31 protein-coding genes and 1 tRNA gene are annotated in these 24,458 nt (G+C 66.0%); 11 read left to right on the top strand and 21 right to left on the bottom strand.

The window, feature by feature from the left end; all coding sequences use genetic code 11:
• Positions 1-29: 29 nt before the first annotated feature.
• Positions 30-1,052, bottom strand: coding sequence for a D-xylose ABC transporter substrate-binding protein (gene xylF / locus AC1RL8_RS27965; RefSeq protein ID WP_492686983.1), 1,023 nt, complete (start codon positions 1,050-1,052; stop codon positions 30-32).
• A gap of 481 nt (positions 1,053-1,533) precedes the next feature.
• Here xylF and AC1RL8_RS27960 point away from each other — a divergent pair, with 481 nt between their 5' ends.
• Genes AC1RL8_RS27960 through AC1RL8_RS27950 form a run of 3 tightly spaced genes read left to right on the top strand, consistent with a single transcriptional unit; the run spans position 1,534 to position 3,980 of the window.
• Positions 1,534-2,556 (top strand): thiamine pyrophosphate-dependent dehydrogenase E1 component subunit alpha, encoded by a 1,023-nt coding sequence (locus AC1RL8_RS27960; RefSeq protein WP_492686906.1) that lies wholly within the window; start codon positions 1,534-1,536, stop codon positions 2,554-2,556.
• Positions 2,547-3,509 (top strand): alpha-ketoacid dehydrogenase subunit beta, encoded by a 963-nt coding sequence (locus AC1RL8_RS27955; protein WP_492686905.1) that lies wholly within the window; start codon positions 2,547-2,549, stop codon positions 3,507-3,509. The genes AC1RL8_RS27960 and AC1RL8_RS27955 overlap by 10 nt, the downstream gene beginning before the upstream one ends.
• A gap of 21 nt (positions 3,510-3,530) precedes the next feature.
• Positions 3,531-3,980: a MarR family winged helix-turn-helix transcriptional regulator gene (locus AC1RL8_RS27950; RefSeq protein ID WP_492686904.1), complete on the top strand. Its 450-nt coding sequence runs from the start codon at positions 3,531-3,533 to the stop codon at positions 3,978-3,980.
• Here the strand turns inward: AC1RL8_RS27950 and AC1RL8_RS27945 are convergent.
• The gene (locus AC1RL8_RS27945) at positions 3,968-4,735 is read right to left on the bottom strand and encodes an SDR family oxidoreductase (protein ID WP_062474843.1); all 768 of its coding nucleotides are present in this window, start codon (positions 4,733-4,735) and stop codon (positions 3,968-3,970) included. The genes AC1RL8_RS27950 and AC1RL8_RS27945 overlap by 13 nt on opposite strands.
• A 123-nt stretch (positions 4,736-4,858) precedes the next feature.
• On the opposite strand from AC1RL8_RS27945, the gene AC1RL8_RS27940 reads away from it, so the two are divergent.
• Positions 4,859-5,788 carry a LysR family transcriptional regulator gene (locus AC1RL8_RS27940; RefSeq protein WP_390347979.1) on the top strand — a complete coding sequence of 310 codons (930 nt, stop codon included), beginning with the start codon at positions 4,859-4,861 and terminating at the stop codon, positions 5,786-5,788.
• 71 nt (positions 5,789-5,859) lie between these two features.
• On the top strand, positions 5,860-6,894 hold the full coding sequence (locus tag AC1RL8_RS27935) for a Bug family tripartite tricarboxylate transporter substrate binding protein (protein WP_062474838.1): 1,035 nt from the start codon (positions 5,860-5,862) through the stop codon (positions 6,892-6,894).
• A gap of 132 nt (positions 6,895-7,026) precedes the next feature.
• Here the strand turns inward: AC1RL8_RS27935 and AC1RL8_RS27930 are convergent, their stop codons facing one another.
• Together AC1RL8_RS27930 and AC1RL8_RS27925 are read right to left on the bottom strand one after the other, a co-directional pair.
• On the bottom strand, positions 7,027-7,356 hold the full coding sequence (locus AC1RL8_RS27930) for a DUF1840 domain-containing protein (RefSeq protein ID WP_070062980.1): 330 nt from the start codon (positions 7,354-7,356) through the stop codon (positions 7,027-7,029).
• A gap of 14 nt (positions 7,357-7,370) precedes the next feature.
• The gene (locus AC1RL8_RS27925; protein ID WP_062474832.1) at positions 7,371-8,639 is read right to left on the bottom strand and encodes a class I SAM-dependent methyltransferase; all 1,269 of its coding nucleotides are present in this window, start codon (positions 8,637-8,639) and stop codon (positions 7,371-7,373) included.
• A gap of 128 nt (positions 8,640-8,767) precedes the next feature.
• Here AC1RL8_RS27925 and AC1RL8_RS27920 point away from each other — a divergent pair, with 128 nt between their 5' ends.
• From AC1RL8_RS27920 to AC1RL8_RS27895, 6 genes are read left to right on the top strand one after another with little or no spacing between them, the layout of a single operon-like run.
• Complete coding sequence (locus AC1RL8_RS27920) at positions 8,768-11,143, top strand: bifunctional salicylyl-CoA 5-hydroxylase/oxidoreductase (protein WP_492686903.1); 2,376 nt, start codon at positions 8,768-8,770, stop codon at positions 11,141-11,143.
• Between the two features lies 1 nt (position 11,144).
• A complete protein-coding gene (locus tag AC1RL8_RS27915; protein WP_056576953.1) occupies positions 11,145-11,624 on the top strand; it encodes a MarR family winged helix-turn-helix transcriptional regulator in 480 nt (159 codons plus the stop codon).
• Positions 11,621-12,475 (top strand): enoyl-CoA hydratase family protein, encoded by an 855-nt coding sequence (locus tag AC1RL8_RS27910; RefSeq protein ID WP_354347742.1) that lies wholly within the window; start codon positions 11,621-11,623, stop codon positions 12,473-12,475. Before AC1RL8_RS27915 ends, AC1RL8_RS27910 begins: the two co-directional genes overlap by 4 nt.
• 5 nt (positions 12,476-12,480) lie before the next feature.
• Positions 12,481-13,674, top strand: a complete 1,194-nt coding sequence (locus tag AC1RL8_RS27905) for an acyl-CoA dehydrogenase family protein (protein WP_492686902.1) — start codon at positions 12,481-12,483, stop codon at positions 13,672-13,674.
• Positions 13,675-13,678: 4 nt separating this feature from the next.
• A complete protein-coding gene (locus AC1RL8_RS27900) occupies positions 13,679-15,307 on the top strand; it encodes an AMP-binding protein (RefSeq protein WP_492686901.1) in 1,629 nt (542 codons plus the stop codon).
• Positions 15,304-15,702 carry a RidA family protein gene (locus AC1RL8_RS27895; protein ID WP_056576966.1) on the top strand — a complete coding sequence of 133 codons (399 nt, stop codon included), beginning with the start codon at positions 15,304-15,306 and terminating at the stop codon, positions 15,700-15,702. Before AC1RL8_RS27900 ends, AC1RL8_RS27895 begins: the two co-directional genes overlap by 4 nt.
• A 204-nt stretch (positions 15,703-15,906) precedes the next feature.
• On the opposite strand, the gene AC1RL8_RS27890 is transcribed toward AC1RL8_RS27895, so the two are convergent.
• From AC1RL8_RS27890 to rplX, 17 genes are all read right to left on the bottom strand, one after another.
• Positions 15,907-15,983 (bottom strand) — tRNA-Met (locus tag AC1RL8_RS27890).
• A gap of 18 nt (positions 15,984-16,001) precedes the next feature.
• Entirely contained in the window at positions 16,002-16,400 is a 399-nt protein-coding gene (gene rplQ, locus AC1RL8_RS27885) for a 50S ribosomal protein L17 (RefSeq protein WP_056576970.1), read from the bottom strand.
• Between the two features lie 87 nt (positions 16,401-16,487).
• Complete coding sequence (locus AC1RL8_RS27880; protein WP_056576973.1) at positions 16,488-17,477, bottom strand: DNA-directed RNA polymerase subunit alpha; 990 nt, start codon at positions 17,475-17,477, stop codon at positions 16,488-16,490.
• A 142-nt stretch (positions 17,478-17,619) separates the two neighbouring features.
• On the bottom strand, positions 17,620-18,243 hold the full coding sequence (gene rpsD / locus AC1RL8_RS27875; RefSeq protein ID WP_056576976.1) for a 30S ribosomal protein S4: 624 nt from the start codon (positions 18,241-18,243) through the stop codon (positions 17,620-17,622).
• Positions 18,244-18,373: 130 nt separating this feature from the next.
• Entirely contained in the window at positions 18,374-18,778 is a 405-nt protein-coding gene (gene rpsK, locus AC1RL8_RS27870) for a 30S ribosomal protein S11 (protein WP_009124825.1), read from the bottom strand.
• 12 nt (positions 18,779-18,790) lie between these two features.
• Positions 18,791-19,156, bottom strand: a complete 366-nt coding sequence (gene rpsM / locus AC1RL8_RS27865) for a 30S ribosomal protein S13 (RefSeq protein WP_013544105.1) — start codon at positions 19,154-19,156, stop codon at positions 18,791-18,793.
• Between the two features lie 23 nt (positions 19,157-19,179).
• On the bottom strand, positions 19,180-19,293 hold the full coding sequence (rpmJ, locus tag AC1RL8_RS27860) for a 50S ribosomal protein L36 (RefSeq protein ID WP_013544106.1): 114 nt from the start codon (positions 19,291-19,293) through the stop codon (positions 19,180-19,182).
• 66 nt (positions 19,294-19,359) lie between these two features.
• Positions 19,360-20,673: a preprotein translocase subunit SecY gene (gene secY / locus AC1RL8_RS27855; protein WP_056576979.1), complete on the bottom strand. Its 1,314-nt coding sequence runs from the start codon at positions 20,671-20,673 to the stop codon at positions 19,360-19,362.
• 27 nt (positions 20,674-20,700) lie between these two features.
• Entirely contained in the window at positions 20,701-21,132 is a 432-nt protein-coding gene (rplO, locus tag AC1RL8_RS27850) for a 50S ribosomal protein L15 (RefSeq protein WP_056576982.1), read from the bottom strand.
• An 11-nt stretch (positions 21,133-21,143) separates the two neighbouring features.
• Entirely contained in the window at positions 21,144-21,326 is a 183-nt protein-coding gene (rpmD, locus tag AC1RL8_RS27845; RefSeq protein WP_019653974.1) for a 50S ribosomal protein L30, read from the bottom strand.
• Positions 21,327-21,361: 35 nt separating this feature from the next.
• On the bottom strand, positions 21,362-21,880 hold the full coding sequence (gene rpsE / locus AC1RL8_RS27840; protein ID WP_056576983.1) for a 30S ribosomal protein S5: 519 nt from the start codon (positions 21,878-21,880) through the stop codon (positions 21,362-21,364).
• 18 nt (positions 21,881-21,898) lie between these two features.
• Positions 21,899-22,264, bottom strand: coding sequence for a 50S ribosomal protein L18 (gene rplR / locus AC1RL8_RS27835; protein WP_056577252.1), 366 nt, complete (start codon positions 22,262-22,264; stop codon positions 21,899-21,901).
• Positions 22,265-22,278: 14 nt separating this feature from the next.
• Positions 22,279-22,812, bottom strand: coding sequence for a 50S ribosomal protein L6 (gene rplF / locus AC1RL8_RS27830; protein WP_062474819.1), 534 nt, complete (start codon positions 22,810-22,812; stop codon positions 22,279-22,281).
• A gap of 24 nt (positions 22,813-22,836) precedes the next feature.
• Positions 22,837-23,232, bottom strand: a complete 396-nt coding sequence (gene rpsH / locus AC1RL8_RS27825) for a 30S ribosomal protein S8 (RefSeq protein WP_062474816.1) — start codon at positions 23,230-23,232, stop codon at positions 22,837-22,839.
• A gap of 20 nt (positions 23,233-23,252) precedes the next feature.
• Positions 23,253-23,558, bottom strand: a complete 306-nt coding sequence (rpsN, locus tag AC1RL8_RS27820) for a 30S ribosomal protein S14 (RefSeq protein WP_056576989.1) — start codon at positions 23,556-23,558, stop codon at positions 23,253-23,255.
• Positions 23,559-23,566: 8 nt separating this feature from the next.
• Positions 23,567-24,106 carry a 50S ribosomal protein L5 gene (gene rplE / locus AC1RL8_RS27815; protein WP_056576993.1) on the bottom strand — a complete coding sequence of 180 codons (540 nt, stop codon included), beginning with the start codon at positions 24,104-24,106 and terminating at the stop codon, positions 23,567-23,569.
• A gap of 11 nt (positions 24,107-24,117) precedes the next feature.
• Entirely contained in the window at positions 24,118-24,450 is a 333-nt protein-coding gene (gene rplX / locus AC1RL8_RS27810; protein WP_062474813.1) for a 50S ribosomal protein L24, read from the bottom strand.
• Positions 24,451-24,458 lie beyond the last annotated feature (8 nt).

Raw genomic sequence — 24,458 nt, 5'->3', positions numbered from 1 at the left:
AGGGGCCGAACGCGCCGGTGGTTGCGGCGTTACTTGCAGGCCGCGGGTGCGTTCGCACCCGAGACGCCCTTGCACAGCTCGTCCTTCTTGATCCAGCCGGCCTTGACGATCACGTCGAGGTTGTCGCGCGTGATCGGCACCGGCGTCAGCAGGCGCGAGGACAGCGAAATCTTCTTGGCGCCGCCGGCCCACGGCGCGGCCTTCTCGACCGGCTTGCCCGCTGCGAGCGACACCGCGGCCGTGGCGGCTTCGCGGCCGAGCTCGCGCGAGTCCTTCCAGATGGTCGCGGTCTGCGTGCCCAGCGCCACGCGGTTCAGCGCGGCGAAGTCGGCGTCCTGGCCCGACACCGGAATGCCGCGCAGGCCCTTGGCCGTGAGCGCAGCCACGGCACCGCCGGCCGTGCCGTCGTTGGCCGCCACCACCGCGTCGACCTTGTTGCCGTTCTTGGTGAGGATCTGCTCCATGTTCTTCTGCGCGACTTCGGGCTTCCAGCCTTCGGTGTACTCGTCGCCGACGATCTTGATGTCGCCCTTCTTGATGGAGGCGTCCAGCACCTCCTGCTGGCCGGCGCGCAGGAAGTCGGCGTTCGGGTCGCTCGGCGAGCCCTTGATGATCACGTAGTTGCCCTTGGGCTTGACCTTGAGCACCTCGCGCGCCTCCATGCGCCCGACCTCGACGTTGTCGAAGGTGATGTAGAAGACGCCCGGCGCCTCGATCAGCCGGTCGTACGCCACCACCGGCACCTTCTGCCGCGTGGCCTTGGTGACGGCGGGCAGGATCGCGTCCTTGTCCATCGCCAGCACGATGAGCGCCTTCGCGCCCTTGGACATCAGCCCCTCGATGTCGCCCAGCTGCTTCTCGGGCGAGCCGCCCGCGTCGGCACTGATGTACTTCGCACCGAGTTTTTCCAGCTGCGCCTTGATCGCGGCCTCGTCGGTCTTCCAGCGTTCTTCCTGGAAGTTGGACCAGCTCACGCCGACCACGGTCTGCGCCATCGCGCCCACGGCCGTGAGACCGAACGCCAGGGCGGCCAGGGTGTGTTTCGTTGTCAGTTGCATCGGTGTCTCTCCTCAGAACGGTGGGCCGGGGTAGTTAGTTTGAGTGGCGAACTAACTATCCCATCGGCGGGGGGTTCCGGGCACCCGGGAATTCCCGGACGGCACCGCCGCTCCAGATACAAATGGAAAACTCTGGGGACAGTTTCCGGACAAGCCCCCTGTTATCCACAGCGGGAGCGACCCCGCCCAAGTTGTTCCTGTTTTGATAGCACCGCGAAAGCACAGGAGCACACAGTGTCCGGGGTGTGACAAGTTGTTGTCAGGTAAGGGAAAAAGTGCCCTGTCCACAGGGCGGGTTTACCCTTATCTACTACTACTAACTTAAATAAGAAGAATAAATAGAGAAGAGAGCAGGAAGCCCGCGCCCGAAAAAGAGGCCGGGCGGGGGGGGCGAAGGGTTAGCCCGGTAGGTCGAATCCGTCTCGGTTGATACGATTTTTCTCAAAGCGCCGATCCCCAGGGCGTTGGAGACAAGATGGACCCGAGCAACCCCCCAGGCGCCGGCGAGGCGCTGTACCGCGTCATGGTGCGCATCCGCGCCTTCGAGAACGCCGCCGAAACCGCCAGCCAGGGCGGGGTCAGCGCCTACGGCCAGCAGGCGGGCGGCGCCGCCAAGGTGCGCGGGCCGCTGCACCTGTCGACCGGACAGGAAGCGGTGCCAGCGGGCGTGTGCGCCCACCTGCGCGCGAGCGACTACCTCACCTCCACGCACCGCGGCCACGGCCACACGCTGGCCAAGGGCGCGGACCTCACGCGGATGATGTGCGAGCTGTTCGGCAAGGCCACGGGCTTCAACGGCGGCAAGGGCGGCTCGATGCACATCGCGGATTTCTCGGTGGGCATGCTGGGCGCCAACGGCGTGGTCGCGGCGGGGCTGCCGATCGCGGTCGGCGCGGCGCATGCGCAAAAGCTCTTGAAGCACGGCGACGACATCACGGTCTGCTTCTTCGGCGATGGCGCGATCAACCGCGGCCCGTTCCTCGAAGCGCTGAACTGGGCCCGCGTGTACGACCTGCCCGTGCTCTTCGTCTGCGAGGACAACCGCTGGAGCGCCACGACCGCGAGCGGCCCGATGACGGCCGGCGACGGCGCCTCGGCACGCGCCGCGTCGATGGACATCGCGGCCACGCAGGTCGACGGCAACGATGTGTTCGCGGTGCATGCCGCCGCCGCGCGGCTGGTGGCCGAGGTGCGCAGCGGCGCGGGGCCGCGCTTGCTGCATGCGCTCACCTACCGCGTGAAGGGCCATGTGTCGGTCGATCTCGCGGCCTACCGCGATCCGGCCGAGCTGGCGGCCGCGCTGGAGACCGACCCGATCGCGCGCGCCCGCGGCCACCTGCTGGACACCGGCGTGGCCGCCGCGACGCTGGACGCCATCGAGAATGCCGCGCGCGACGAGGTGGACACGGCCCTGGCCGTGGCCGACGCGGCGCCCTGGCCCGAGGCGAGCGCCGCCTTCACCGACGTGCAGACCACGGGAGCAGGCCAATGGCTGTGACGACGCTGAGCTATTCCGAAGCCGCCGTGCGCGCGCTGCAGCAGGAGATGGACGCCGACCCGCGCGTGGTCGTGCTGGGCGAAGACGTGGGCCGCGGCGGCATCTTCGGGCAGTACAAGGGGCTGCAGCAGCAGTACGGCGCCGAACGCGTGATCGACACACCGATCAGCGAGGCCGCGATCATGGGCGCCGGCGTGGGCATGGCGCTCGCGGGGCTGCGCCCTGTCGTCGAAATGCGCGTGGTCGACTTCGCGCTGTGCGGTATGGACGAGCTGGTGAACCAGGCCGCGAAGAACCGCTTCATGTTCGGCGGCCAGGGCCGCGTGCCGTTGGTGGCGCGCATGCCGGGCGGCATCTGGGACGCGTCGGCGGCGCAGCATTCGCAGTCGCTCGAGGCCTGGTTCGCGCACCTGCCGGGCGTGGTGGTGGTGAGCCCGTCGACGCCGCAGGACAACCACGGGCTGCTGCGCGCGGCGCTGCAGTGCGGCGACCCGGTGGTCTACATCGAGCACAAGACGCTGTGGGGCGTGCGCGGCGAGGTGGACGACACGCTGGTCGTGCCGCTGGGCCAGGCGGCGCGCGTGCGCGAGGGCAACGCGCTCACGCTCGTGAGCTGGAGCAAGCAGATGCAGCCTTGCGCCGCGGCCTGCGACGCGCTGACGGCCGAGGGCATCGCGGTGGACCTGATCGACCTGCGCACGCTGTGGCCGTGGGACCGCAAGACGGTGCTGTCGTCATGTGCGCGCACGGGGCGGCTGCTGGTGGTGCACGAGGCGGTGCAGGCCGCGGGTTTCGGTGCCGAGATCGCCGCGAGCGCGGCCGAGGCCACGGGCTGCCGCGTCGCGCGGCTGGGCGCGCCGCGCATTCCGGTCGGCTACGCGCCGGTGCTGGAGGCGCAGTCGCGCGTCGGCGTGGACGCGATCGTGGCGGCGGCGAAGAAGCTGGCCGGCTGAACCACAAAAGCACGAACGCCCATGGACCCGCTCTTCTTCAAGCTGGTGCGGGTCGTCAACCTCACGGCGCGGCCGTTCCATGAGCGCGTGGGGCGCGAGCACCAGCTCACGCTGAACGAGTGGCGCGCAATGGCCGTGCTGGCCGCGCAGCCGGGGCTCAGCGCCACGCAGGTCGCCGACCTCACCGGCCTGGACAAGATGGCCGTGAGCCGCGCGCTGGCGGGCCTGAAGCGCCACCAGCGCGTGCAGCGCCGCAGCGACCCGACCGACCAGCGCTGCAGCCGCCTGTACCTCACGGCCGCCGGCAAGGCGCTGCACGCCACCGTCGGCGCGCTGGGACGGCAGCGCGAGGCCGAGCTGTTCGCGGGCGTCGATGCCAGCGAGCTGGCCCGCCTGAGCGACACGCTCGACACGCTGATCCGCGCGGTGGAGCGCGCGCCCGACGCCGGCGCCATCGATCAGACCGTGTAGCCGCCGTCCACGCTCAGGTTGGCGCCGGTGACGAAGCCGCCGTCCGGGCCCACGAGGTAGGCGACCATGCCGGCGATTTCTTCGGCGCGGCCGTGGCGCGGCAGCACCATCACGTCGTGCATCGAGGCCGCGCGCGGGCCGGTGGCGGGGTTCATGGCGGTGTCGATGGGACCGGGCTGCACGTTGTTGACCGTGATGCCGCGCGCGCCGAGGTCGCGCGCCAGGCCGCGCGTGAGGCCGACGATGGCGGCCTTGCTCATCGCGTAGACGCTGGCGCCCGCGTCCAGCACGCGCTCGGCGTTGATGCTGCCGATGTTGACGATGCGGCCCGTGCCGTCGCCCATGTGGCGCGCGGCGGCCTGGACGGCCACGAAGGTGGCGCGCACGTTGACGTCGATGGTGCGGTCGAAGTCTTCGAGCGAGAAGGTGTCGAGCTCGCCGCCGAGGTACACGCCGGCGTTGTTCACCAGGATGTCGAGCCGCTCGAAGGCGCGTGCGCCCTGGGCAATGGCGGCAGTGAGCGCGGCGGCGTCGCCGGCGTCGGCGCGGATGGCCAGCGCGCGGCCGCCGGCGGCCTGGATCTCGCCGGCGAGCTTGTCGGCCTCGGCTTGGGCGCTGACGTAGGTGAAGGCCACGGCCGCGCCGTCGCGCGCCAGCCGACGCACGATGGCGGCGCCGATGCCGCGCGAGCCGCCGGTGACGAAGGCGACCTTGCCGGCCAGGACGGGGGAAGAAGACACAGAGGTGGAAGCCATGATTTTTCCGATCAGTTGGAGGAGGAAGGCCTTCAGTGTCGGAATTCCATTCCCTTTGCGGTAGCCATCAATCGGCCCGATCAGATTCAACCCAAAGTTGAAGATGAACGCCAGAATGGCGGCATGGAACCGCTCAACCACCTCGAATCCTTCGTGCAGAGCGCCGAGGGCGGCAGCTTCTCGGCGGCCGCGCGGCGCCTGGGGCTCACACCCGCGGCGGTCAGCAAGAACGTGGCGCGGCTCGAGGCGCGGTTGGGCGTGCGGCTGTTCCAGCGCAGCACGCGGCGGCTCACGCTGACCGAGGCTGGCGAGCGCTTCCTGGCGCAGGTGGGCGGCGCGCTGGCCACGCTGCAGGACGCGGTGGCCGGCCTCGCGCAGGACGACGGCCAGCCCTCGGGTACGCTGAAGGTGAGCATGGGCCAGGCCTTCGGGCGCGAGCACGTGCTGCCGTTCATGGGCGACTTCCTGGCGCGCTACCCGGGCATCGTGCCCGACTGGCATTTCGACAACCAGCAGGTCGACCTGGTCGGCGAGGGCTTCGACGCGGCCATCGGCGGCGGCATTGCGCTGTCGCCCGGTGTGGTGGCGCGCGAGCTGGCACGCATCCACGTGGTCGCGGTGGCGGCGCCGGCCTACCTGGCGGGGCGCGCGCTGCCCGCGCATCCGTCCGAGCTGGCGCGCTTCGACGTGCTGCTGCGCCGCTCCTCGCCCACGGGCAGGCTGCGACCGTGGACGCTGCGGCATGCGAGCGGCGAGGAAACCATGGTCGACCTGCCGGCGCGCCCGCGCGCGATCTTCAACGACCCCGAGGCGATCGCGCAGGCGGCGCTGCTGGGGCTCGGCGTGGCGATGCTGCCGATGCCCTTCGTGGAGCGCGGCCTGCGCAGCGGCGCGCTGGTGAGGTTGCTGCCCGGGTGGTACCAGGATTCGGGCGCCGTGTGGATCTACTACCCGAGCAAGAAGCTGCTGCCGCCCAAGACGCGGGTGTTCGTCGACTTCGTGCTGGCGCGCTTTCGCGAGGCGAAGTTCGCGCAGCGGATGCAGGTGGGTTGAGCGGCGATGTCCATCGAAGGCCGGGGTTTTTACTCGCGACGCCTTTGGCGCCCCCCTGTACAAAGGCGCGCATGACTTCCATCTCCCGCTCTTCTTCCGTCACTTCCTCCACCCGCCGCTTCGCGCTCGTCGCCACGGCTGCGGCCACCCTCGCGCTGCTGGGCGGCGCGGCGCACGCGCAGGCCACCTGGCCGACCAAGCCGGTGCGCATCGTCGTGCCCTTCGCGGCCGGCGGCACCACCGACATCCTGGCGCGCGCCGTGGCGCCCGAGCTCTCGAAGGCCTTCGGCCAGCAGTTCATCGTGGACAACCGCGCGGGCGCCGGCGGCAACGTGGGCGCCGAGATCGTCGCGCGCTCGCCCAACGACGGCTACACGCTGCTGATGGGCACGGTGGGCACGCACGGCATCAACCGCGCGCTGTACCCCAAGCTGCCCTTCGACCCGATCAAGGACTTCGTGCCGATCACCCTGGTGGCCGCGGTGCCGAACGTGATGGAGATGAACGCCGAGAAAGCCAAGTCGCTGAACATCCGCAACGTGCAGGACTTCCTCAAGTACGCCAAGGCCAACCCGGGCAAGCTCAACATGGCCTCGAGCGGCAGCGGCACGTCGATCCACCTGGCGGGCGAGCTGTTCAAGAGCATGACGGGCACCTTCATGACGCACATCCCGTACCGGGGCTCGGGCCCGGCGCTGCTCGACCTGGTGGGCGGCAGCGCCGACCTGATGTTCGACAACCTGCCTTCGTCGATGGCGCAGATCAAGGGCGGCAAGCTCACGCCGCTGGCCGTGACCAGCGCCCAACGCTCGCCCGCGCTGCCCGATGTGCCGACGGTGGCAGAAGCCGGCGGCCCCGCGCTCAAGGGCTACGAGGCGAGCTCATGGTTCGGATTGCTGGCGCCGGCCGGCACGTCGCCGGAGATCGTGAACCGCATCCAGCAGGAAGTCGCGAAGTCGCTGGGCACGCCGGCGATCAAGGAAAAGATGCTGGCCCAGGGCGCGATCCCGAGCGGCAATTCGCCGGCGGACTTCACGAAGCTCATTGCGAGTGAGCATGTGAAGTGGGCGAAGGTCGTGAAAGACTCCGGCGCAAAGGTGGACTAACCCCCAGTCTTCGCGCACTTCGTGTCGCTACGCCAACCCCCTTGCAGGGGGCAACACCTGCGGCCCGGCAAAGCCGGTTCCGCGGTGTTTCTGGAAGGGAGTGGGGTGACGACTGCGAAGGATCAGGGGGACTCAGGTCCCCCAGGTCACATCCTTGCTCTCGGCCTGTGAGTCCTTGAGCATGTGCAGCAGCGGTGCGGCGCGCTGGTGCAGGCCGACATGCTGCTTCTCGGCGTCGGCATCGTGGCCTTCGACGACGTGTTCGTCGTGGTTGTGCGGCGCGGGCTTGCTGCTTTCGAGCGCCAGTGCGGCTTCGAGGGCAGCAATGGCGCCGGGGATCTGCTCGACCGTGATGATGCCCTGCGGCGCGGCCGGCTTGCCGACGATGTCGAGCAGCTGGCGCGCGTGCACCTCGAGCATCACGAAGTCTGGGGCGGCCCGGGATTTGAAGCGGTAGAGCATGGTGGTGTCCTCACTTATTTGTAGATGTAGTCACGGGCAAAAGGGTACACCGATTGCGCACCGCGCAAGGCACCGTGTTCGACCTTGCCGTCGGGCTTGGTCGACAGCATCTGGTGCAGCGAGATCCAGCCCTGCTCGAAGCTCATCGCCGAGCCCGCTAGGTAAAGGCGGTAGGCGCGAAGGATGCGCTCGGCGTTCTCGCCCTGGCGCCCGCCGCTGCGGCCCAGCACTTCGCGCGCGGCATCGAGCTGCGCCTCGAGTGCATCCGACCAGGCCCACAGCGTGCGCGCGTAGTGCGGGCGCAGGCTTTCGGTGTCGACCATCTCCAGCCCGGCCGCCGCGGTCTCGCGCAGCACGTGCGTCACGTGCAGCAGCTCGCCGCCGGGGAAGATGTATTTCTCGATGAAGTCGCCCATGCCCGCGCCGAGCTGGCGGTAGTTCAGTTCGCCCGAGGTGATGCCGTGGTTGAGCACCAGGCCGCCCGGCTTGAGCAAGGTGTGGATCTTGTGGAAGTAGGTCGGCATGTTGGCCGCGCCCACGTGCTCGAACATGCCCACCGACGAGATCTTGTCGAAGGGCTGGTCGTCGGGCAGCTCGCGGTAGTCGCGCAGCTCCACACGCACGCGGCCCTGCAGCCCTTTTTCTTCGATGAGCCGCTGCACGTGCGCATGCTGGTTCTTCGACAGCGTGATGCCGGTGGCGTCTACGCCGTAGTGCTCGGCTGCCCACAGCAGCAGCGCGCCCCAGCCGGAACCGATGTCCAGGTAGCGCTCGCCGGGCTGCAGCATGAGCTTGCGGCAGATGTGGTCGAGCTTGGCCTCCTGCGCCTGCGCCAGCGTGAGCTCAGGGGTGCGGAAGTAGGCGCATGAATAGACGCGGCGCGGGTCGAGCCACAGCGCGTAGAAATCGTCGGAAACGTCGTAGTGGAACTCGATCTGCGCGGCGTCCTTGCGCAGCGAGTGCGAGCCGCGCGACTTGGCGCGGCGCTGCAGGCGGCTCCACCAGGTGGTGTCGGTCTCGGCCGGGTTGCCGGGCAACAGGCCGACGGTGGCGTCGATCAGGTCGCGCATGGCGCCCTCGATCTGCACCTTGCCCTCGACGTAGGCCTCGCCGATGGCCCCGACCTGCCGGCCGGCCAGCTTGGCCAGCACCGACCACTCCTTGAAAGCCAGCGTCACGCGTGAACCCGCCTGGGCGACCCGGCGCCCGTCGGGCAGCTCCAGTGCGATGGGCACGGGCAGCGAGGCCAGCTGCGACTCGATCTTGGGTATCAAGTGTTGCATGCGTCCATGGTATTGATTTTTCCAAGGATTTGCATGACATCGCGCAGCCGCGCGGGCCGCAGGCCTCTGCAGAGAAGCCCTCGTTGACAACAGATTGTTTATGCCTAAACTATTCAACCATGAACAGCTTGACCTCCCCCCGCCTCGCGCCCGCCTCGGACCTCCAGCGCATCCTGTGCATCGGTGGGGGTCCAGCCGGCCTGTATTTCGCCCTGCTGATGAAGGCCCGCAACCCGGCGCTGCAGATCACGGTGGTCGAACGCAACCGCCCCTTCGACACCTTCGGCTGGGGCGTGGTGCTCAGCGACCAGACGCTGGGCAACCTGCGCGAAGCCGACGGCCCCACGGCCGCGCTCATCGGCAACGAGTTCCACCACTGGGACGACATCCAGGTCTTCTTCAAGGACCGCCAGGTGCGCTCGGGCGGCCACGGCTTCTGCGGCATCGGCCGCAAGCGCCTGTTGAACATCCTGCAGGAGCGCTGCCTCGAACTCGGCGTGGAGCTGGTGTTCGAGACCGACGCCACCGACGACCAGGCCATTGCCGCGCAGTACAAGGCCGACCTCGTCATTGCCAGCGACGGCCTCAACAGCCGCATCCGCCAGCGCTATGCCGACGTGTTCAAGCCCGACATCGACCTGCGCAACTGCCGCTTCGTGTGGCTGGGCACGCACCAGACCTTCGACGCCTTCACCTTCGCCTTCGAACAGACCGAGCACGGCTGGTTCCAGGCGCACGCCTATCAGTTCGACGACAAGACCTCGACCTTCATCGTCGAGACGCCCGAAGCCGTGTGGAAGGCCCACGGCCTCGACCAGATGGAGCAGCCCGAGGCCATCGCCTTCTGCGAGAAGCTGTTCGCAAAGTACCTGGGCGGGCATTCGCTCATCAGCAACGCCACGCACCTGCGCGGCTCGGCCAACTGGATCCGCTTTCCGCGCGTGGTGTGCGAACGCTGGACGCACCGCATCGACGTCGAAGGCCGCTCGGTGCCCGTCGTGCTCATGGGCGACGCTGCACACACGGCGCACTTCTCGATCGGCTCGGGCACCAAGCTCGCGCTCGAGGACGCGATCGACCTGGCCAACGAATTCGCGCAGGGCGGCACTGTCGACCACGTGCTCGAAGGCTATGAAGCGCGCCGCAGCGTCGAGGTGCTGAAGATCCAGAACGCCGCGCGCAACTCCACCGAGTGGTTCGAGAACGTGCCGCGCTACACGGGCATGGAGATCGAGCAGTTCGCCTACTCGCTGCTCACGCGCTCGCAGCGCATCAGCCACGAGAACCTGCGCGTGCGCGACACGCAATGGCTCGGCGGCTACGAGCAGTGGCTGGCGGGCGGCAAGGCCGTGGCGCCGATGCTGATGCCGCTGAAGGTGCGCGGGCTCGAACTCAAGAACCGCATCGTGGTCTCGCCGATGGCGACCTACAGCGCGGTCGATGGTGTGCCGCAAGACTTCCTGCTGGTGCACCTGGGCGCGCGCGCGCTTGGCGGCGCCGCGATGGTGTGCGTCGAAATGACGAGCCCGACGCCCGAAGGCCGCATCACGCCGGCCTGCACGGGCCTGTACAACGACACGCAGCAGGCCGCGTTCAAGCGCATCGTCGACTTCGTGCACACGCAGTCGAGCGCGAAGATCGCGATCCAGCTCGGCCACAGCGGCCCCAAGGGCTCGACCCGCGTGGGCTGGGAAGGCACCGACGAGCCGCTCGAAAGCGGCAACTGGCCCGTGCTCGGCGCGAGCGCCCTGCCCTACGGTGAACAGAACCAGCTGCCGGCCGCGATCACGCGCGCCGAGATGGACACGCTGCGCGACCAGTTCGTCGATTCCACGCGCCGCGCGGTCGAGTGCGGCTTCGACTGGCTCGAGCTGCACTGCGCGCACGGCTACCTGCTGTCGGCCTTCATCAGCCCGCTCACCAACCTGCGCACCGACGAGTACGGCGGCGACATCGAAGCGCGCTGCCGCTACCCGCTCGAAGTGTTCCGCGCGATGCGCGCCGTGTGGCCGGCCGACAAGCCCATGAGCGTGCGCATCTCGGCGCACGACTGGGCGCCCGGTGGCAACACCGACGCCGACGCCGTGGTGGTCGCGCGCCTCTTCAAGGAAGCCGGCGCCGACTTCATCGACGTATCCTCGGGCCAGACCACGCGCGCCGCCAAGCCCGTGTACGGCCGCATGTACCAGACGCCGTTCGCCGACCGCATCCGCAACGAGGTCGGCATCTCGACCATCGCGGTGGGCGCCATCACCGACGCCGACCAGGCCAACAGCATCATCGCGGCCGGCCGCGCCGACCTGTGCGCCGTGGCGCGCCCGCACCTGGCCGACCCGGCGTGGACGCTGCACGAAGCCGCCAAGCTGCAAAGCCGCGACGTCGACTGGCCCAAGCAGTACCTGAGCGGCCGCGACCAGATGTACCGCGAGATCGCCAAGCAGCAGCAGATCGCCGCGGCCACCGCTGCCGCAGGCCGCGCGGCCGACACCGAAGAGACACACTGACATGGACCTCGAAGCACGCGCCCACAGCGAGCACCCCGAGGCGCTGCGCCTCTGGCTGCGCCTGCTCACCTGCACGCAGCTGGTGGAAAAGCAGGTGCGCAACGGCCTGCGCGCGCAGTTCGCCACCACGCTGCCGCGCTTCGATCTCATGTCGCAACTCGAGCGCTCGCCCGACGGGCTGAAGATGAACGAGCTCTCGCGCCGCATGATGGTCACGGGCGGCAACGTCACCGGCATCACCGACCAGCTCGTGACCGAAGGGCTGGTGGAGCGCATCAACGTCGAGGGCGACCGCCGCGCCTGGCGCGTGCGCCTCACGCCGCGCGGACGCAAGCTCTTCAACGAGATGGCGCAACAGCACGAAGACTGGATCGTCGAGGCGTTCTCGAGCCTCAACCCCAAGGAGATCGCGCAGCTTCACAAGCTGCTCGGCAAGGTCAAGCAACATTCCCACAGCAGCCAATTGGCGGAGACCGCATGAAGCACTACATCGGCGCAAGCAATCCCATGCGCGCGCAATTCGAACCCAAGGCCGACTACAAGGCCGAGCACTTCGCCTGGCGCTACGAAGCCGGCGTCGGCACCATCACGCTGAACCGCCCCGAGCGCAAGAACCCGCTGACCTTCGATTCGTACGCCGAGCTGCGCGATCTGTTCCGCGCGCTGACCTACGCAACCGACGTGAAGGTGATTGTCGTCACCGGCGCCGGCGGCAACTTCTGCTCGGGCGGCGACGTGCATGAAATCATCGGCCCGCTGACCGGCATGCGCATGCCCGAGCTGCTCGAGTTCACGCGCATGACGGGCGACCTCGTGAAGGCCATCCGCAACTGCCCGCAGCCCATCGTCGGCGCGATCGACGGCGTGTGCGCCGGCGCCGGCGCGATGATCGCGCTGGCCTGCGACCTGCGCTACGGCACGCCCGCCACGCGCACCGCCTTCCTGTTCACCCGCGTGGGCTTGGCCGGTGCCGACATGGGCGCCTGCGCGCTGCTGCCGCGCGTGATCGGCCAGGGCCGAGCCTCGGAGCTGCTGTTCACCGGCCGCGCCATGACCGCCGACGAAGGCCAGGCCTGGGGCTTCTTCAACGCACTGCACGACAGCGCCTCGCTGCTCGACGCCGCCACCAAGGTCGCGCGCGACCTGGCCGAGGGCCCGAGCTTCGCGCACGGCATGACCAAGACCATGCTGTCGCAGGAATGGTCGATGACCATCGACCAGGCCATCGAGGCCGAAGCGCAGGCGCAGGCGATCTGCATGCAGACCGAAGACTTCAAGCGCGCCTACGAGGCCTTCGCGGCCAAGCGCAAGCCGGTGTTCGGCGGAGACTGACGCGCATGATGACCAAGATCCCCGCCCCACCTTCGACCGCGCACCTCGCGCTGCCGTTCTTCGACGACGCGCACCGCGCGCTCGCCAACGACCTGCTGCCCTGGTGCGCCGCCCAGGAGATCGATGAGCGCGACGACCGCACGGCTTGCCGCGAATGGGTGCGCCGCCTCGGCGACGCCGGTTGGCTGCGCTACGCGGTGCCCGGCAGTGCCGGCGGCGCGCTCGAACGCCTCGATTCGCGCGCGCTCGTGCTGCTGCGCGAAACGCTCGGCTACCACTCGCCACTGGCCGACTTCGCCTTCGCGATGCAGGGCCTGGGCAGCGGCGCAATCACGCTGGATGGCACGCCCGAGCAACAGTCGCAGTACCTCACGGCCGTGGGCCAGGGCAAGAAGATCGCGGCCTTCGCGCTCAGCGAACCCGAAGCCGGCTCCGACGTGGCGGCGATGGCGATGCGCGCCGAGCCCACCGCCGACGGCTGGCGCCTGAACGGCGAGAAGACCTGGATCAGCAACGGCGGCATCGCCGACTTCTACTGCGTGTTCGCCAAGACCGACCCCACGGCCGGCACGCGCGGCATCACGGTGTTCATCGTCGACGCGACGACGCCGGGGCTCGACACCTCGGCCCACATCGACGTGATGGCGCCGCACCCGCTGGCCACCTTGCGCTTCGACAACTGCGTCGTGCCGCGCACGGCACAGCTGGGCACGCTGAACGGCGGCTTCAAGCTCGCGATGCGCACGCTCGACATCTTCCGCGCGTCGGTCGCCGCGGCCGCGCTCGGCATGGGGCGCCGCGCGCTGGCCGAAGCCATCGCGCATGCCAAGGGTCGCCGCATGTTCGGCCAGACGCTGGCCGATTTCCAGCTCACGCAGGCCAAGCTCGGCGAGATGGCCGCGCTGATCGACAGCGCCGCGCTGCTCACCTACCGCGCCGCCTGGATGCGCGACGACGCGGAGCGCCGCGGCGCGCCGGCGGTCGGCGACGTGTCGGCTGCCGCGGCCATGGCCAAGATGTGCGCCACCGAGAACGCGAGCCGCGTGATCGACATGGCATTGCAGATGCATGGGGGACTCGGCGTGAAGGTCGGCACCAAGATCGAAAGCCTGTACCGGGACATCCGCTCGCTGCGCATCTATGAAGGCGCGACGGAAGTCCAGCAACTGATCATCGGCAAATCCGTTTTGCGGGGGTGAAACCGTGTCTGCCCAAGTCGATCGCTTCGTTCATGACCGCCTGCCGCCTGCCGCGCAGCTGCCGGTCTTTCGCTACGACCTGCCCGAACTGCAGTTCCCCGACCAGCTGAACCTGGTCGAGGAACTGCTGGACAAGGCGGTCGCCAAGGGCTTCGGCGACCGGCCGATGCTGCGCTCGCCCGCCGGCGTGCTCACCTACGCCCAGGCGGGCGTCGAGGTGAACCGCATCGCCCAGGTGCTGGTCGAGGATCTCGGGCTCGTGCCCGGCAACCGCGTGCTGCTGCGCGGCGGCAACTCGGTGTGGATGGCGCTGTCGTGGCTGGCTGTGGTCAAGGCCGGGCTGATCGCGGTGGCGACGATGCCGCTGCTGCGCGCCAAGGAGCTCGGCGAGATCATCGAGAAATCGCAGCCCGTGGCCGCGCTGTGCGAAGGCCGCCTGCTCGAGGAGCTGGTGGCCGCGCAGCAGGCGCACCCCGTGCTCGCGACGGTGATTGCCTTCAATCAGCCGGACGCGCCCGATTCGCTGTCGGCCCGCGCGGCAAGCAAGAGCGGTGTGTTCCCCGCCTGCCCCACGGCGGCCGACGACATCGCGCTGCTGGCCTTCACCTCGGGCACCACGGGCAAGCCCAAGGCGCCCGTCACCACGCACCGCGACGTGGTCGCCATGTGCCAGACCTGGCCGCGCCACGTGCTGCGCGCGCGCAGCGACGACATCGTGGTCGGCACGCCGCCGCTGGCCTTCACCTTCGGGCTCGGCGGCCTGCTGATCTTCCCGATGTGGGCCGGTGCGTCGGTGTACTTTCCCGAGGGGGCCTTCTCGCCCGAAGCGCTCGTGAAGCTCATCAACGAGGTCGGCGCGACCATCTGCTACACCGCGCCCACCTTCTATCGCCAGATGGCGCCCTTCGTCCGGCAGCACGGGGCGCCGAGCCTGCGCATCTGCGTGAGCGCAGGCGAGGCGCTTCCCGACGCCACGCGCCAACTCTGGAAGGAGACCACCGGCATCGAGATGCTCGACGGCATCGGCGGCACCGAGGTGTTCCACATCTACATCTCGGCCGCCGGCGACGAAGTGCGCCGCGGCGCCGTCGGCAAGGCGGTGCCGGGTTTCACGGCCAAGGTGGTCGACGACCAGGGCAACGAAGTGCCGCGCGGCACGGTCGGCAAGCTGGCGCTGCAAGGCCCGGTCGGCTGCCGCTACCTCGACGATCCGCGCCAGGGCGACTACGTGAAGAACGGCTGGAACTACCCCGGTGACTCCTTCGTGCAGGATGACGACGGCTACTTCTTCTATCAGGCGCGTGCGGACGACATGATCATCACGGCCGGCTACAACGTCGGCGGCCCGGAGGTGGAAGACGCGCTGCTCAAGCACCCGGCCGTGGCCGAGTGCGGCGTGATCGGCAAGCCCGACACCGACCGGGGCATGATCGTGAAGGCCTTCTGCGTGCTCAAGCCCGGCCACACCGGCGACGCAGCGATGGTGAAGGCCCTCCAGGACCACGTGAAAGCCACCATCGCCCCCTTCAAGTACCCGCGGGAGATCGAGTTCGTGACGGCGCTGCCGCGCACCGAAACCGGCAAACTCCAGCGCTTCAAATTGAGACAACTCAACAGCAACACACCATCATGACGAACAAACTCATTCAGCCTCCGGGCTGGCTGCCCCCGAAGGGCTATGCAAACGGCATCGCGGCGCGCGGCACCCAGGTGTTCGTCGGCGGCCAGATCGGCTGGAATGCCCAGCAGCAGTTCGAATCCGACGACTTCATCGACCAGTGCGGCCAGGCGCTGCGCAACATCGCCGAGGTGCTGCGCGAAGCCGGTGCCGGCCCCGAGCACATGGTGCGCATGACCTGGTACGTGACGGACCGCGACGAGTACAGCCGTCGCCTGTCCGAGCTCGGTCCGGTCTACCGCGACGCGCTCGGCCGCAACTTCCCGGCGATGACCTGCGTGCAGGTGGCGGCGCTGGTGGAGCACCGCGCGAAGGTGGAGATCGAGGTGACGGCGGTCATTCCGGACTGACCCCGCCCTTGGGCTGCGCGCCAGCGCAGTCTTCAGGCGCCGCTGCGGCGCACGTTCCCGAAACCGGCCTCTTCGCGGGGCGGGTCCGAAAACAGAAAAGCCCTCTTCGCGAGGGCTTTTTTTGTGTCGAATTTCGACCGGAAATTTCCAAAGGAATTCGACCAAAGAAAAAGGCCCTTTGATTTCTCAAAGGGCCTTTTAAATTGGTTGCGCGAGCAAGATTTGAACTTGCGACCTTTGGGTTATGAGCCCAACGAGCTACCAGGCTGCTCCATCGCGCGGCAAGTATAAATTATAGCTTATTCAGCGGCGTTTTGCTCAGCGCCAGCATCTTTAATTTCAGCACGGTCGACCAGTTCGACGAGCGCCATCGGGGCGTTGTCACCCACGCGGAAACCCATCTTCAGGATGCGGGTGTAGCCGCCCGGACGCGCTGCGAAACGCGGGCCGAGTTCGCCGAAGAGCTTGACGACGCTGTCGCGGCTGCGCAGGCGGTCGAAGGCCAGGCGCTTGTTGGCGAGCGTGGGCTTCTTGGCCAGGGTGATCATCGGCTCGATGACGCGGCGCAGTTCCTTGGCCTTGGGGACCGTGGTCTTGATGACTTCGTGCTCGATGAGCGAATTCATCATGTTCTGCAGCATCGCGAGGCGGTGCGAGCTGGTGCGGTTGAGTTTGCGAAGTCCGTGTCCGTGACGCATGGTGCTTTTCCTTTACTTTATTAAACAGGCAGCCGTATCAGGTACTGCCCGGGCACGAGCCCTCATGGGCTCAATTCAAAACAAAAATCAACGCTTATCGAGACCGGCCGGCGGCCAGCTTTCAAGCTTCATACCCAAGGTGAGACCGCGCGAAGCGAGGACTTCCTTGATTTCGTTGAGCGACTTGCGACCCAGGTTCGGGGTCTTGAGCAGCTCGTTCTCGGTGCGCTGGATCAGGTCACCGATGTAGTAGATGTTTTCGGCCTTCAGGCAGTTGGCCGAACGCACCGTCAGTTCGAGTTCGTCGACAGGGCGCAGCAGGATCGGATCGAACTGCTGGGCGCTGCGCGGTGCGGGTGCATCGAATGCAGCGAGTTCGCCGCCTTCGAGCTGCGCAAACACGGCGAGCTGTTCAACTAGGATTTTAGCCGATGCGCGAACGGCATCTTCGGCGCTGATCGCACCGTTGGTCTCGATCTCGACCAGCAGCTTGTCCAGGTCGGTACGCTGTTCGACGCGGGCGCTTTCGACGGTGTAGCTCACGCGCTTGACGGGCGAGAACGACGCGTCGAGGACGATGCGGCCGATCGACTTGGTCGGCTCGTCCGCGTAGCGGCGCATCGTGCCGGGCACATAGCCGCGACCCTTTTCGACCTTGATCTGCATGTCGAGCTTGCCGCCTTGCGACAGGTGCGCGATCACGTGGTCGGGGTTGATGATCTCGACGTCGTGCGGGGTCTGGATGTCCGATGCGAGGACCGGGCCTTCGCCGTCCTTGCGCAGGCTCAGCGTGACTTCGTCGCGGTTGTGGAGCTTGAACACCACGCCCTTGAGATTCAGCAGGATGTTGACGACATCTTCCTGCACGCCGTCGATCGACGAGTACTCATGCAGAACGCCAGCGATCGTGACTTCGGTGGCCGAGTAGCCGACCATGGACGACAGCAGAACGCGACGCAGCGCGTTGCCGAGCGTATGGCCGTAGCCGCGCTCGAAAGGCTCGAGCGTGACCTTGGCCTTGTTGGCGGCAAGTTGCTCGACCTGGATGGTCTTGGGTTTCAGCAGGGTGGTTTGCATGCAGACTTCCTCTCAATACCCCCGGCTCGTTACACCGGTAAGGCTGGTGAAGCGCCTGATCCGCAACAGAGTGCGGAGCAGGAACGTGAACAACAATATCAATCTCCCGCCGGCGCAAGGACGCGCAGGCGGGTAGAGAAAATCAACGCGAATACAGTTCGACGATCAGCGATTCGTTGATGTCGGCTGCGAATTCGTCGCGATCCGGGACCTTCTTGAAGGTGCCTTCGGCCTTGTCGGCGTTCACATCGACCCAGGCCGGCATGCCGACTTGTTGGGCCAGTTGCAGCGCTTCGACAATGCGGTTCTGCTTCTTGGACTTTTCGCGCACGGCGATCACGTCACCGGTCTTGACAAGGTACGACGGGATGTTGACCGACTGGCCGTTCACGGTGATCGCCTTGTGCGACACGAGCTGACGTGCTTCGGCGCGCGTCGAGCCGAAGCCCATGCGGTAGACCACGTTGTCCAGGCGCGACTCGAGGATGAACAGCAGGTTGGCACCGGTGTTGCCACGGCGGCGATCGGCTTCTTCGAAGTAGCGGCGGAACTGCTTCTCGAGCACGCCGTACATGCGCTTGACCTTCTGCTTCTCACGCAGCTGCAGACCGTAGTCGGAGGTGCGCTGACCCGAGGTGCGGCCGTGCTGGCCGGGCTTGGAGTCGAACTTGGCCTTGTCCTGGATCGAACGGCGGGCGCTCTTCAGGAACAGGTCGGTGCCTTCACGGCGGGAAAGTTTGGCCTTGGGGCCGAGGTAACGTGCCACGGTATTTCCTTAGTGTCATCTGCCGCAGTTGCCTGCGGGAGCCGTCGGCGGATGTGCCGATGGCGGTGGGCTTAGTGAAAAAACAAATGCGCAGCCGCTCGAAAGCTGGCTGCGCCTTGCGGACTGACGATCAGATGCGGCGACGCTTCTGGGGACGGCAGCCGTTGTGCGGAACGGGCGTCACGTCGGCAATGGAATTGATCCGGATGCCGAGCGCAGCCAGGGCGCGCACCGACGACTCGCGACCAGGACCGGGGCCCTTGATCTCGACGTCGAGGTTCTTGATACCTTGTTCGACAGCAGCACGGCCGGCCACTTCGGAAGCGACCTGCGCAGCGAACGGGGTCGACTTGCGCGAGCCCTTGAAGCCCTGGCCACCCGACGAAGCCCACGACAGGGCGTTGCCCTGGCGATCGGTGATCGTGATGATGGTGTTGTTGAACGAGGCATGCACGTGGGCGATACCGTCCGCAACGTTCTTGCGAACCTTCTTGCGAACGCGCTGTGCGGCGTTGTTTGCAGGTGCTTTAGCCATGCTTGTCTATCCTTATTTCTTCAGGGACTGCGCAGCCTTGCGCGGACCCTTGCGGGTGCGGGCGTTGGTGCGCGTGCGCTGGCCGCGCATCGGCAGGCCGCGACGGTGACGGAAGCCGCGATAGCAGCCGATGTCCATCAAACGCTTGATGTTCATCGTCGTCTCGCGACGCAGATCGCCTTCGATCGTGAACAGAGCGATCTGGTCGCGGATCTTTTCGAGATCGGCGTCGGTCAGATCCTTGATCTTCTTCGAATATTCGATGCCGCTCGCTTCGCAGATTTGACGGGCGCGGGTGCGACCGATACCGAAAATGGCGGTCAGGCCGATTTCAGCGTGCTTGTGCGGCGGGATGTTGATGCCAGCAATACGTGCCATGTGCGTCCTCTAATACTCTTCAATCAACCCTGGCGCTGCTTGTGGCGCGGGTCGGTGCAAATCACACGCACCACACCTTTACGGCGGATGACCTTGCAATTACGGCAGATGGTTTTGACCGAAGCCGAAACTCTCATTTCATTCTCCTAAAACTGTTTAACGTGGCGGTCTACCGCCCGGACTCAATACTGAAACTCACAGCCCTACGATGTCTTGAAGTTCGCCTTCTTCAGCAGCGATTCGTACTGCTGGGACATCATGTAGTTTTGCACCTGGGCCATGAAGTCCATCGTGACGACCACGATGATCAGCAGGGAGGTACCACCGAAGTAGAACGGCACGTTGTACTTCAGGATCAGGAACTCGGGCAGCAGGCAGACGAAGGTGATGTACACCGCGCCAGCCAACGTCAGGCGAACCAGAATCTTGTCGATATAGCGAGCGGTCTGGTCACCCGGGCGAATGCCAGGAATGAACGCACCACTCTTCTTCAGGTTGTCGGCCGTTTCCTTGCTGTTGAACACGAGTGCCGTGTAGAAGAAGCAGAAGAAAACGATCGCAGCGGCATACAGCAGCACGTAGATCGGCTCGCCCGGACGCAGTGCGCTGGCGATGTCCTTGATCCAGCGGAAGCCACCGTCACCGGCGCTGAACCAGCCCACCACCGTTGCCGGCAGCAGAATGATCGACGACGCGAAGATCGGAGGAATCACACCGGCCATGTTCAGCTTCAGGGGCAGGTGCGACGACTGACCGCCGTAGACCTTGTTGCCAACCTGGCGCCGCGCATAGTTCACGAGGATCTTGCGCTGACCACGTTCCACGAACACCACGAAGTAGGTGACCAGCACCACGACCGCGATGATGAAGAGCGCAACGATGGGGTTCATCGCACCGGTCGTCACCAGCGAAGCCAGGCCGCCGATCGCACCCGGCAGACCGGCCGCGATACCTGCAAAGATCAGGATCGAGATGCCGTTGCCCAGGCCGCGTTCGGTGATCTGCTCGCCGAGCCACATCAGGAACATCGAACCAGCGGTCAGGCTCACCATGGCGGTCAGGCGGAAGCCGAAACCGGGGGCGATCACCAGACCGGCCGACGATTCGAGGGCCACTGCGATGCTGAACGACTGGAACAGGGCCAGGCCGAGCGCGCCATAGCGCGTGTACTGCGTGATCTTGCGGCGACCGGCCTCGCCTTCCTTCTTCAATTGCTCGAAGGTCGGAAGCACGTAGGTCATCAGCTGCATGATGATCGACGCCGAGATGTACGGCATGATCCCCAACGCGAACACGGTGAAACGCGACAGCGCCCCGCCCGAGAACATGTTGAACAGGCTCAGAATGCCGCCCTGCTGGCCCTGGAACAACGCTGCCAGCTGGTCCGGGTTGATACCCGGCACAGGAATGTGCGCGCCAATCCGGTAGACCACGAGCGCGAGCAGCAAAAAGACGAGCCGACGACGGAGGTCGCCGAACTTGCCTGTTTTTGCGATCGTTGCCGCGTTAGTTGCCACGAAGAACTTCTTTCAGTCCGAAGGTGATCAGGCGAGGCTGCCGCCGGCTGCTTCGATCGCAGCCTTGGCACCAGCGGTCGCACCCACGCCCGTCAGCTTGACGGCCTTGGTGAGTTCGCCGGTCTTGATGATCTTGACGACCTTGGCGAGCTGGCCCACGAGGCCGGCTTGCTTCAGTGCCAGGACATCGACTTCGGCCAGGCCGAGCTGCTCGAGAGCAGTCAGCGTGACTTCGGCGTTGTACTTCAGCAGATGCGACTTGAAGCCGCGCTTGGGCAGGCGACGCTGCAGCGGCATTTGACCGCCTTCGAAGCCGACCTTGTGGAAACCGCCTGCGCGCGACTTCTGGCCCTTGTGACCGCGACCTGCGGTCTTGCCGATGCCGGAGCCGATACCGCGGCCGACGCGACGCTTGGCGTGCTTGGCGCCAGCTGCCGGCTTGATGCCATTGAGTTCCATATCAGTCTCTCTTACAGAACTTTGACCAGATAACTGATCTTGTTGATCATGCCGCGCACTGCGGGCGTGTCTTGCAGCTCGCTCACGCTGTTGAGCTTGCGCAGGCCGAGGCCACGCACGGTCGCGCGATGCGATTCCTTGGTGCCGATCGGGCTCTTCACCAGCTGCACCTTGAGGGTTTGTTGTTGCGTCATTTGAATGCTTCCTTCAGCCTTGCGAGAGCTTGCGCTCAGGCGAAGATTTCTTCGACGGTGAGACCGCGCTTGGCAGCCACTTGGCCGGCCGTCGTCGAGTTCTTCAACCCGTCGAGCGTGGCGCGAACCATGTTGTAGGGGTTCGACGAACCATGGCTCTTGGCCACGATGTCGGTGATGCCCATGACTTCGAACACGGCGCGCATCGGGCCGCCGGCGATGATGCCGGTACCCTTGGGAGCCGGGTACATCACGACGGTGGCAGCACCGTGGTGACCTTGCACCTGGTGGTGCAGCGTACCGTTCTTGATCGGAGCCTTGAACAGGTTGCGACGGGCTTCTTCCATTGCCTTCTGCACGGCAGCAGGCACTTCCTTGGACTTGCCCTTGCCCATGCCGACGCGGCCATCGCCGTCACCGACCACGGTCAGCGCTGCGAAACCGAGGATACGACCACCCTTCACCACCTTGGTGACGCGGTTGATCGCGATCATCTTCTCGCGCAGACCGTCCTCAGGACCTTCGTTCTGCGTTCTTGCTTGAATCTTTGCCATTTTGAATCTCGTGTCCGATTAGAACTGCAGACCGGCTTCGCGGGCTGCCTCGGCCAGCGCCTTGACGCGGCCGTGGTAGGCGAAACCTGCGCGATCGAAAGCGACCTTCTCGACGCCGGCAGCCTTCGCCTTTTCAGCGATGCGCTTGCCGATGGCGGTGGCAGCGGCGGCATTGCCACCCTTGCCCGAGGCGCCGAGTGCTGCGCGCACTTCGGCTTCGGCGGTCGATGCGGTTGCGATCACCTTGGTGCCGTCGTCGGAGATGACGGTGGCATAGATGTGCAGGTTGGTGCGGTTCACCGTGAGGCGAGCCACGCCCTGCGTCGCAATGCGGATGCGGGTCTGGCGCGAGCGGCGAAGACGCTGTGCTTTTTTGGTCAACATCATTTTGCTGCCCCTTACTTCTTCTTGGTCTCTTTGATCACGATCTTCTCGTCCGCATAGCGGATGCCCTTGCCCTTGTAGGGCTCTGGCGGACGAACAGCGCGGATCTCAGCGGCGATCTGGCCGACGCGTTGACGGTCAGCGCCCTTGATCACCACTTCGGTCGGGGTCGCGGTGGTCACCGTGATGCCTTGCGGCATGTCGATGTTGACCGGGTGCGAGTAACCGACTTGCAGGTTCAGCTTGGCGCCGGACGCTGCAGCCTTGTAGCCGACGCCGACCAGGTTGAGCTTCTTCTCGAAGCCCTTGGTCACGCCAACCACCATGTTGTTCACCAGCTGGCGAATCGTGCCGCTCATCGCATTCGCTTCACGCGAATCGTTGGCGGGCTCGAAGCTCAGCTTGCCGTCCTTGTTGACGACATTCACCAGCGCGTTGCGAGCCAGGCTGAGCGTACCGCCCGTGCCCTTGACGCTGATCTGGTCTTCTTTGATCGACACATCCACGCCTGCGGGGATGGCGACCGGCATTTTTCCTACTCGGGACATTTCAGTAACTCCTCGATGTCTCGGTTAGGCGACGTAGCACAGAACTTCGCCGCCGACACCGGTGGCGCGCGCCTTGCGGTCGGTCATCACGCCCTTGGGGGTCGTGACGATCGCAACGCCGAGGCCGTTCTGGACTTGCGGAATGGAAGTGCTGGCCTTGTAGACGCGCAGGCCGGGGCGGCTCACGCGCTCAATGCGCTCGATGACCGGACGGCCAGCGTAGTACTTCAGCGAGATTTCAAGTTCGCTCTTGCCGGCTTCGGTCTTGACCTGGAAGCCGTCGATGTAGCCCTCGTCCTTCAGGACTTGTGCGATCGCGATCTTCACCTTGGAAGACGGGACCGACACGGTGGGCTTCGCCACCATCTGCGCGTTACGGATACGCGTCAGCAGGTCGGCAATGGGATCACTCATGCTCATGTTGTTTGCTCCTGCCTGGCTTACCAGCTGGCCTTGGTGACACCGGGGATGTCGCCGTTGAAAGCCAGTTCGCGGATCTTGGCGCGGGCCAGACCGAATTGACGGAAGGTGCCACGGGGGCGACCGGTGATTTCGCAACGGTTGCGCTGGCGCGTGGGGTTCGCGTTGCGCGGGAGCTTCTGCAGGGCCAGGCGGGCCGCTGCGCGCTCTTCGTCGCTCTTCTTCGCGTCGTTGGAAGTTGCCTTCAGTTCTGCGTGCTTCGCAGCGAACTTGGCAACCAGCTTGTCGCGCTTGAGTTCGCGCTGGATCAAAGATGCTTTAGCCACAGATCACCTCAGTTCTTGAACGGGAAACGGAAGCCAGCGAGAAGCGCCTTGGCTTCTTCGTCGGTCTTGGCCGTCGTCGTGATGCTGATATTGAGACCGCGCAGGGCGTCGACCTTGTCGTACTCGATCTCAGGGAAAATGATCTGCTCTTTGACGCCGATGTTGTAGTTGCCACGGCCGTCGAATGCGCGACCCGAGATACCGCGAAAGTCACGCACGCGGGGCAGGGCCACGGTGACGAAACGGTCCAGAAACTCGTACATGTGCACGCCACGCAGCGTGACCATGCAGCCGATCGGCTGGTTTTCGCGGATCTTGAAGCCGGCGATGGCCTTCTTCGACTTGGTAACCACAGGCTTCTGGCCAGCGATCTTGGTCAGGTCGGCGACGGCGTTGTCGAGGACCTTCTTGTCGGCGACTGCTTCACCCACACCCATGTTCAGGGTGATCTTGGTGAGACGCGGAACTTGCATCGGCGACTTGTAGCCGAACTTTTCCGTCAGGTCTTTCGCGATCTTTTCGCGATAGTGTTGTTGGAGACGTGCCATGTGAGTACCTCTTAGGCGAACTTGATTTCGTCGCCGCTCGACTTGAAGACGCGAACAGCCACGCGCTTGCCGTCGGCACCTTGGGTGACCTTGATGCCCACGCGATCGGCCTTGCCGGTCGCAGCATTGAAGATCGCCACGTTGGATTGGTGAATCGGCATGGTCTTCTCGACGATGCCACCGGTCGTACCCTTGAGGGGGTTCGGCTTGGTGTGCTTCTTGACGAGGTTGATGCCGTCGACGATCACATGCGAGTCGTCTGCGCGCAGCGACACGACGCCGCGCTTGCCCTTGTCACGACCGGCCAACACGATGACCTGGTCGCCTTTGCGAATCTTGTTCATGGCGTTGT

Source organism: Variovorax sp. GW822-FHT04E09 (assembly GCF_058800845.1).
The sequence above is the reverse complement of the archived record's forward strand: the minus strand, read 5'-3'. Positions and strand labels throughout refer to the sequence as shown.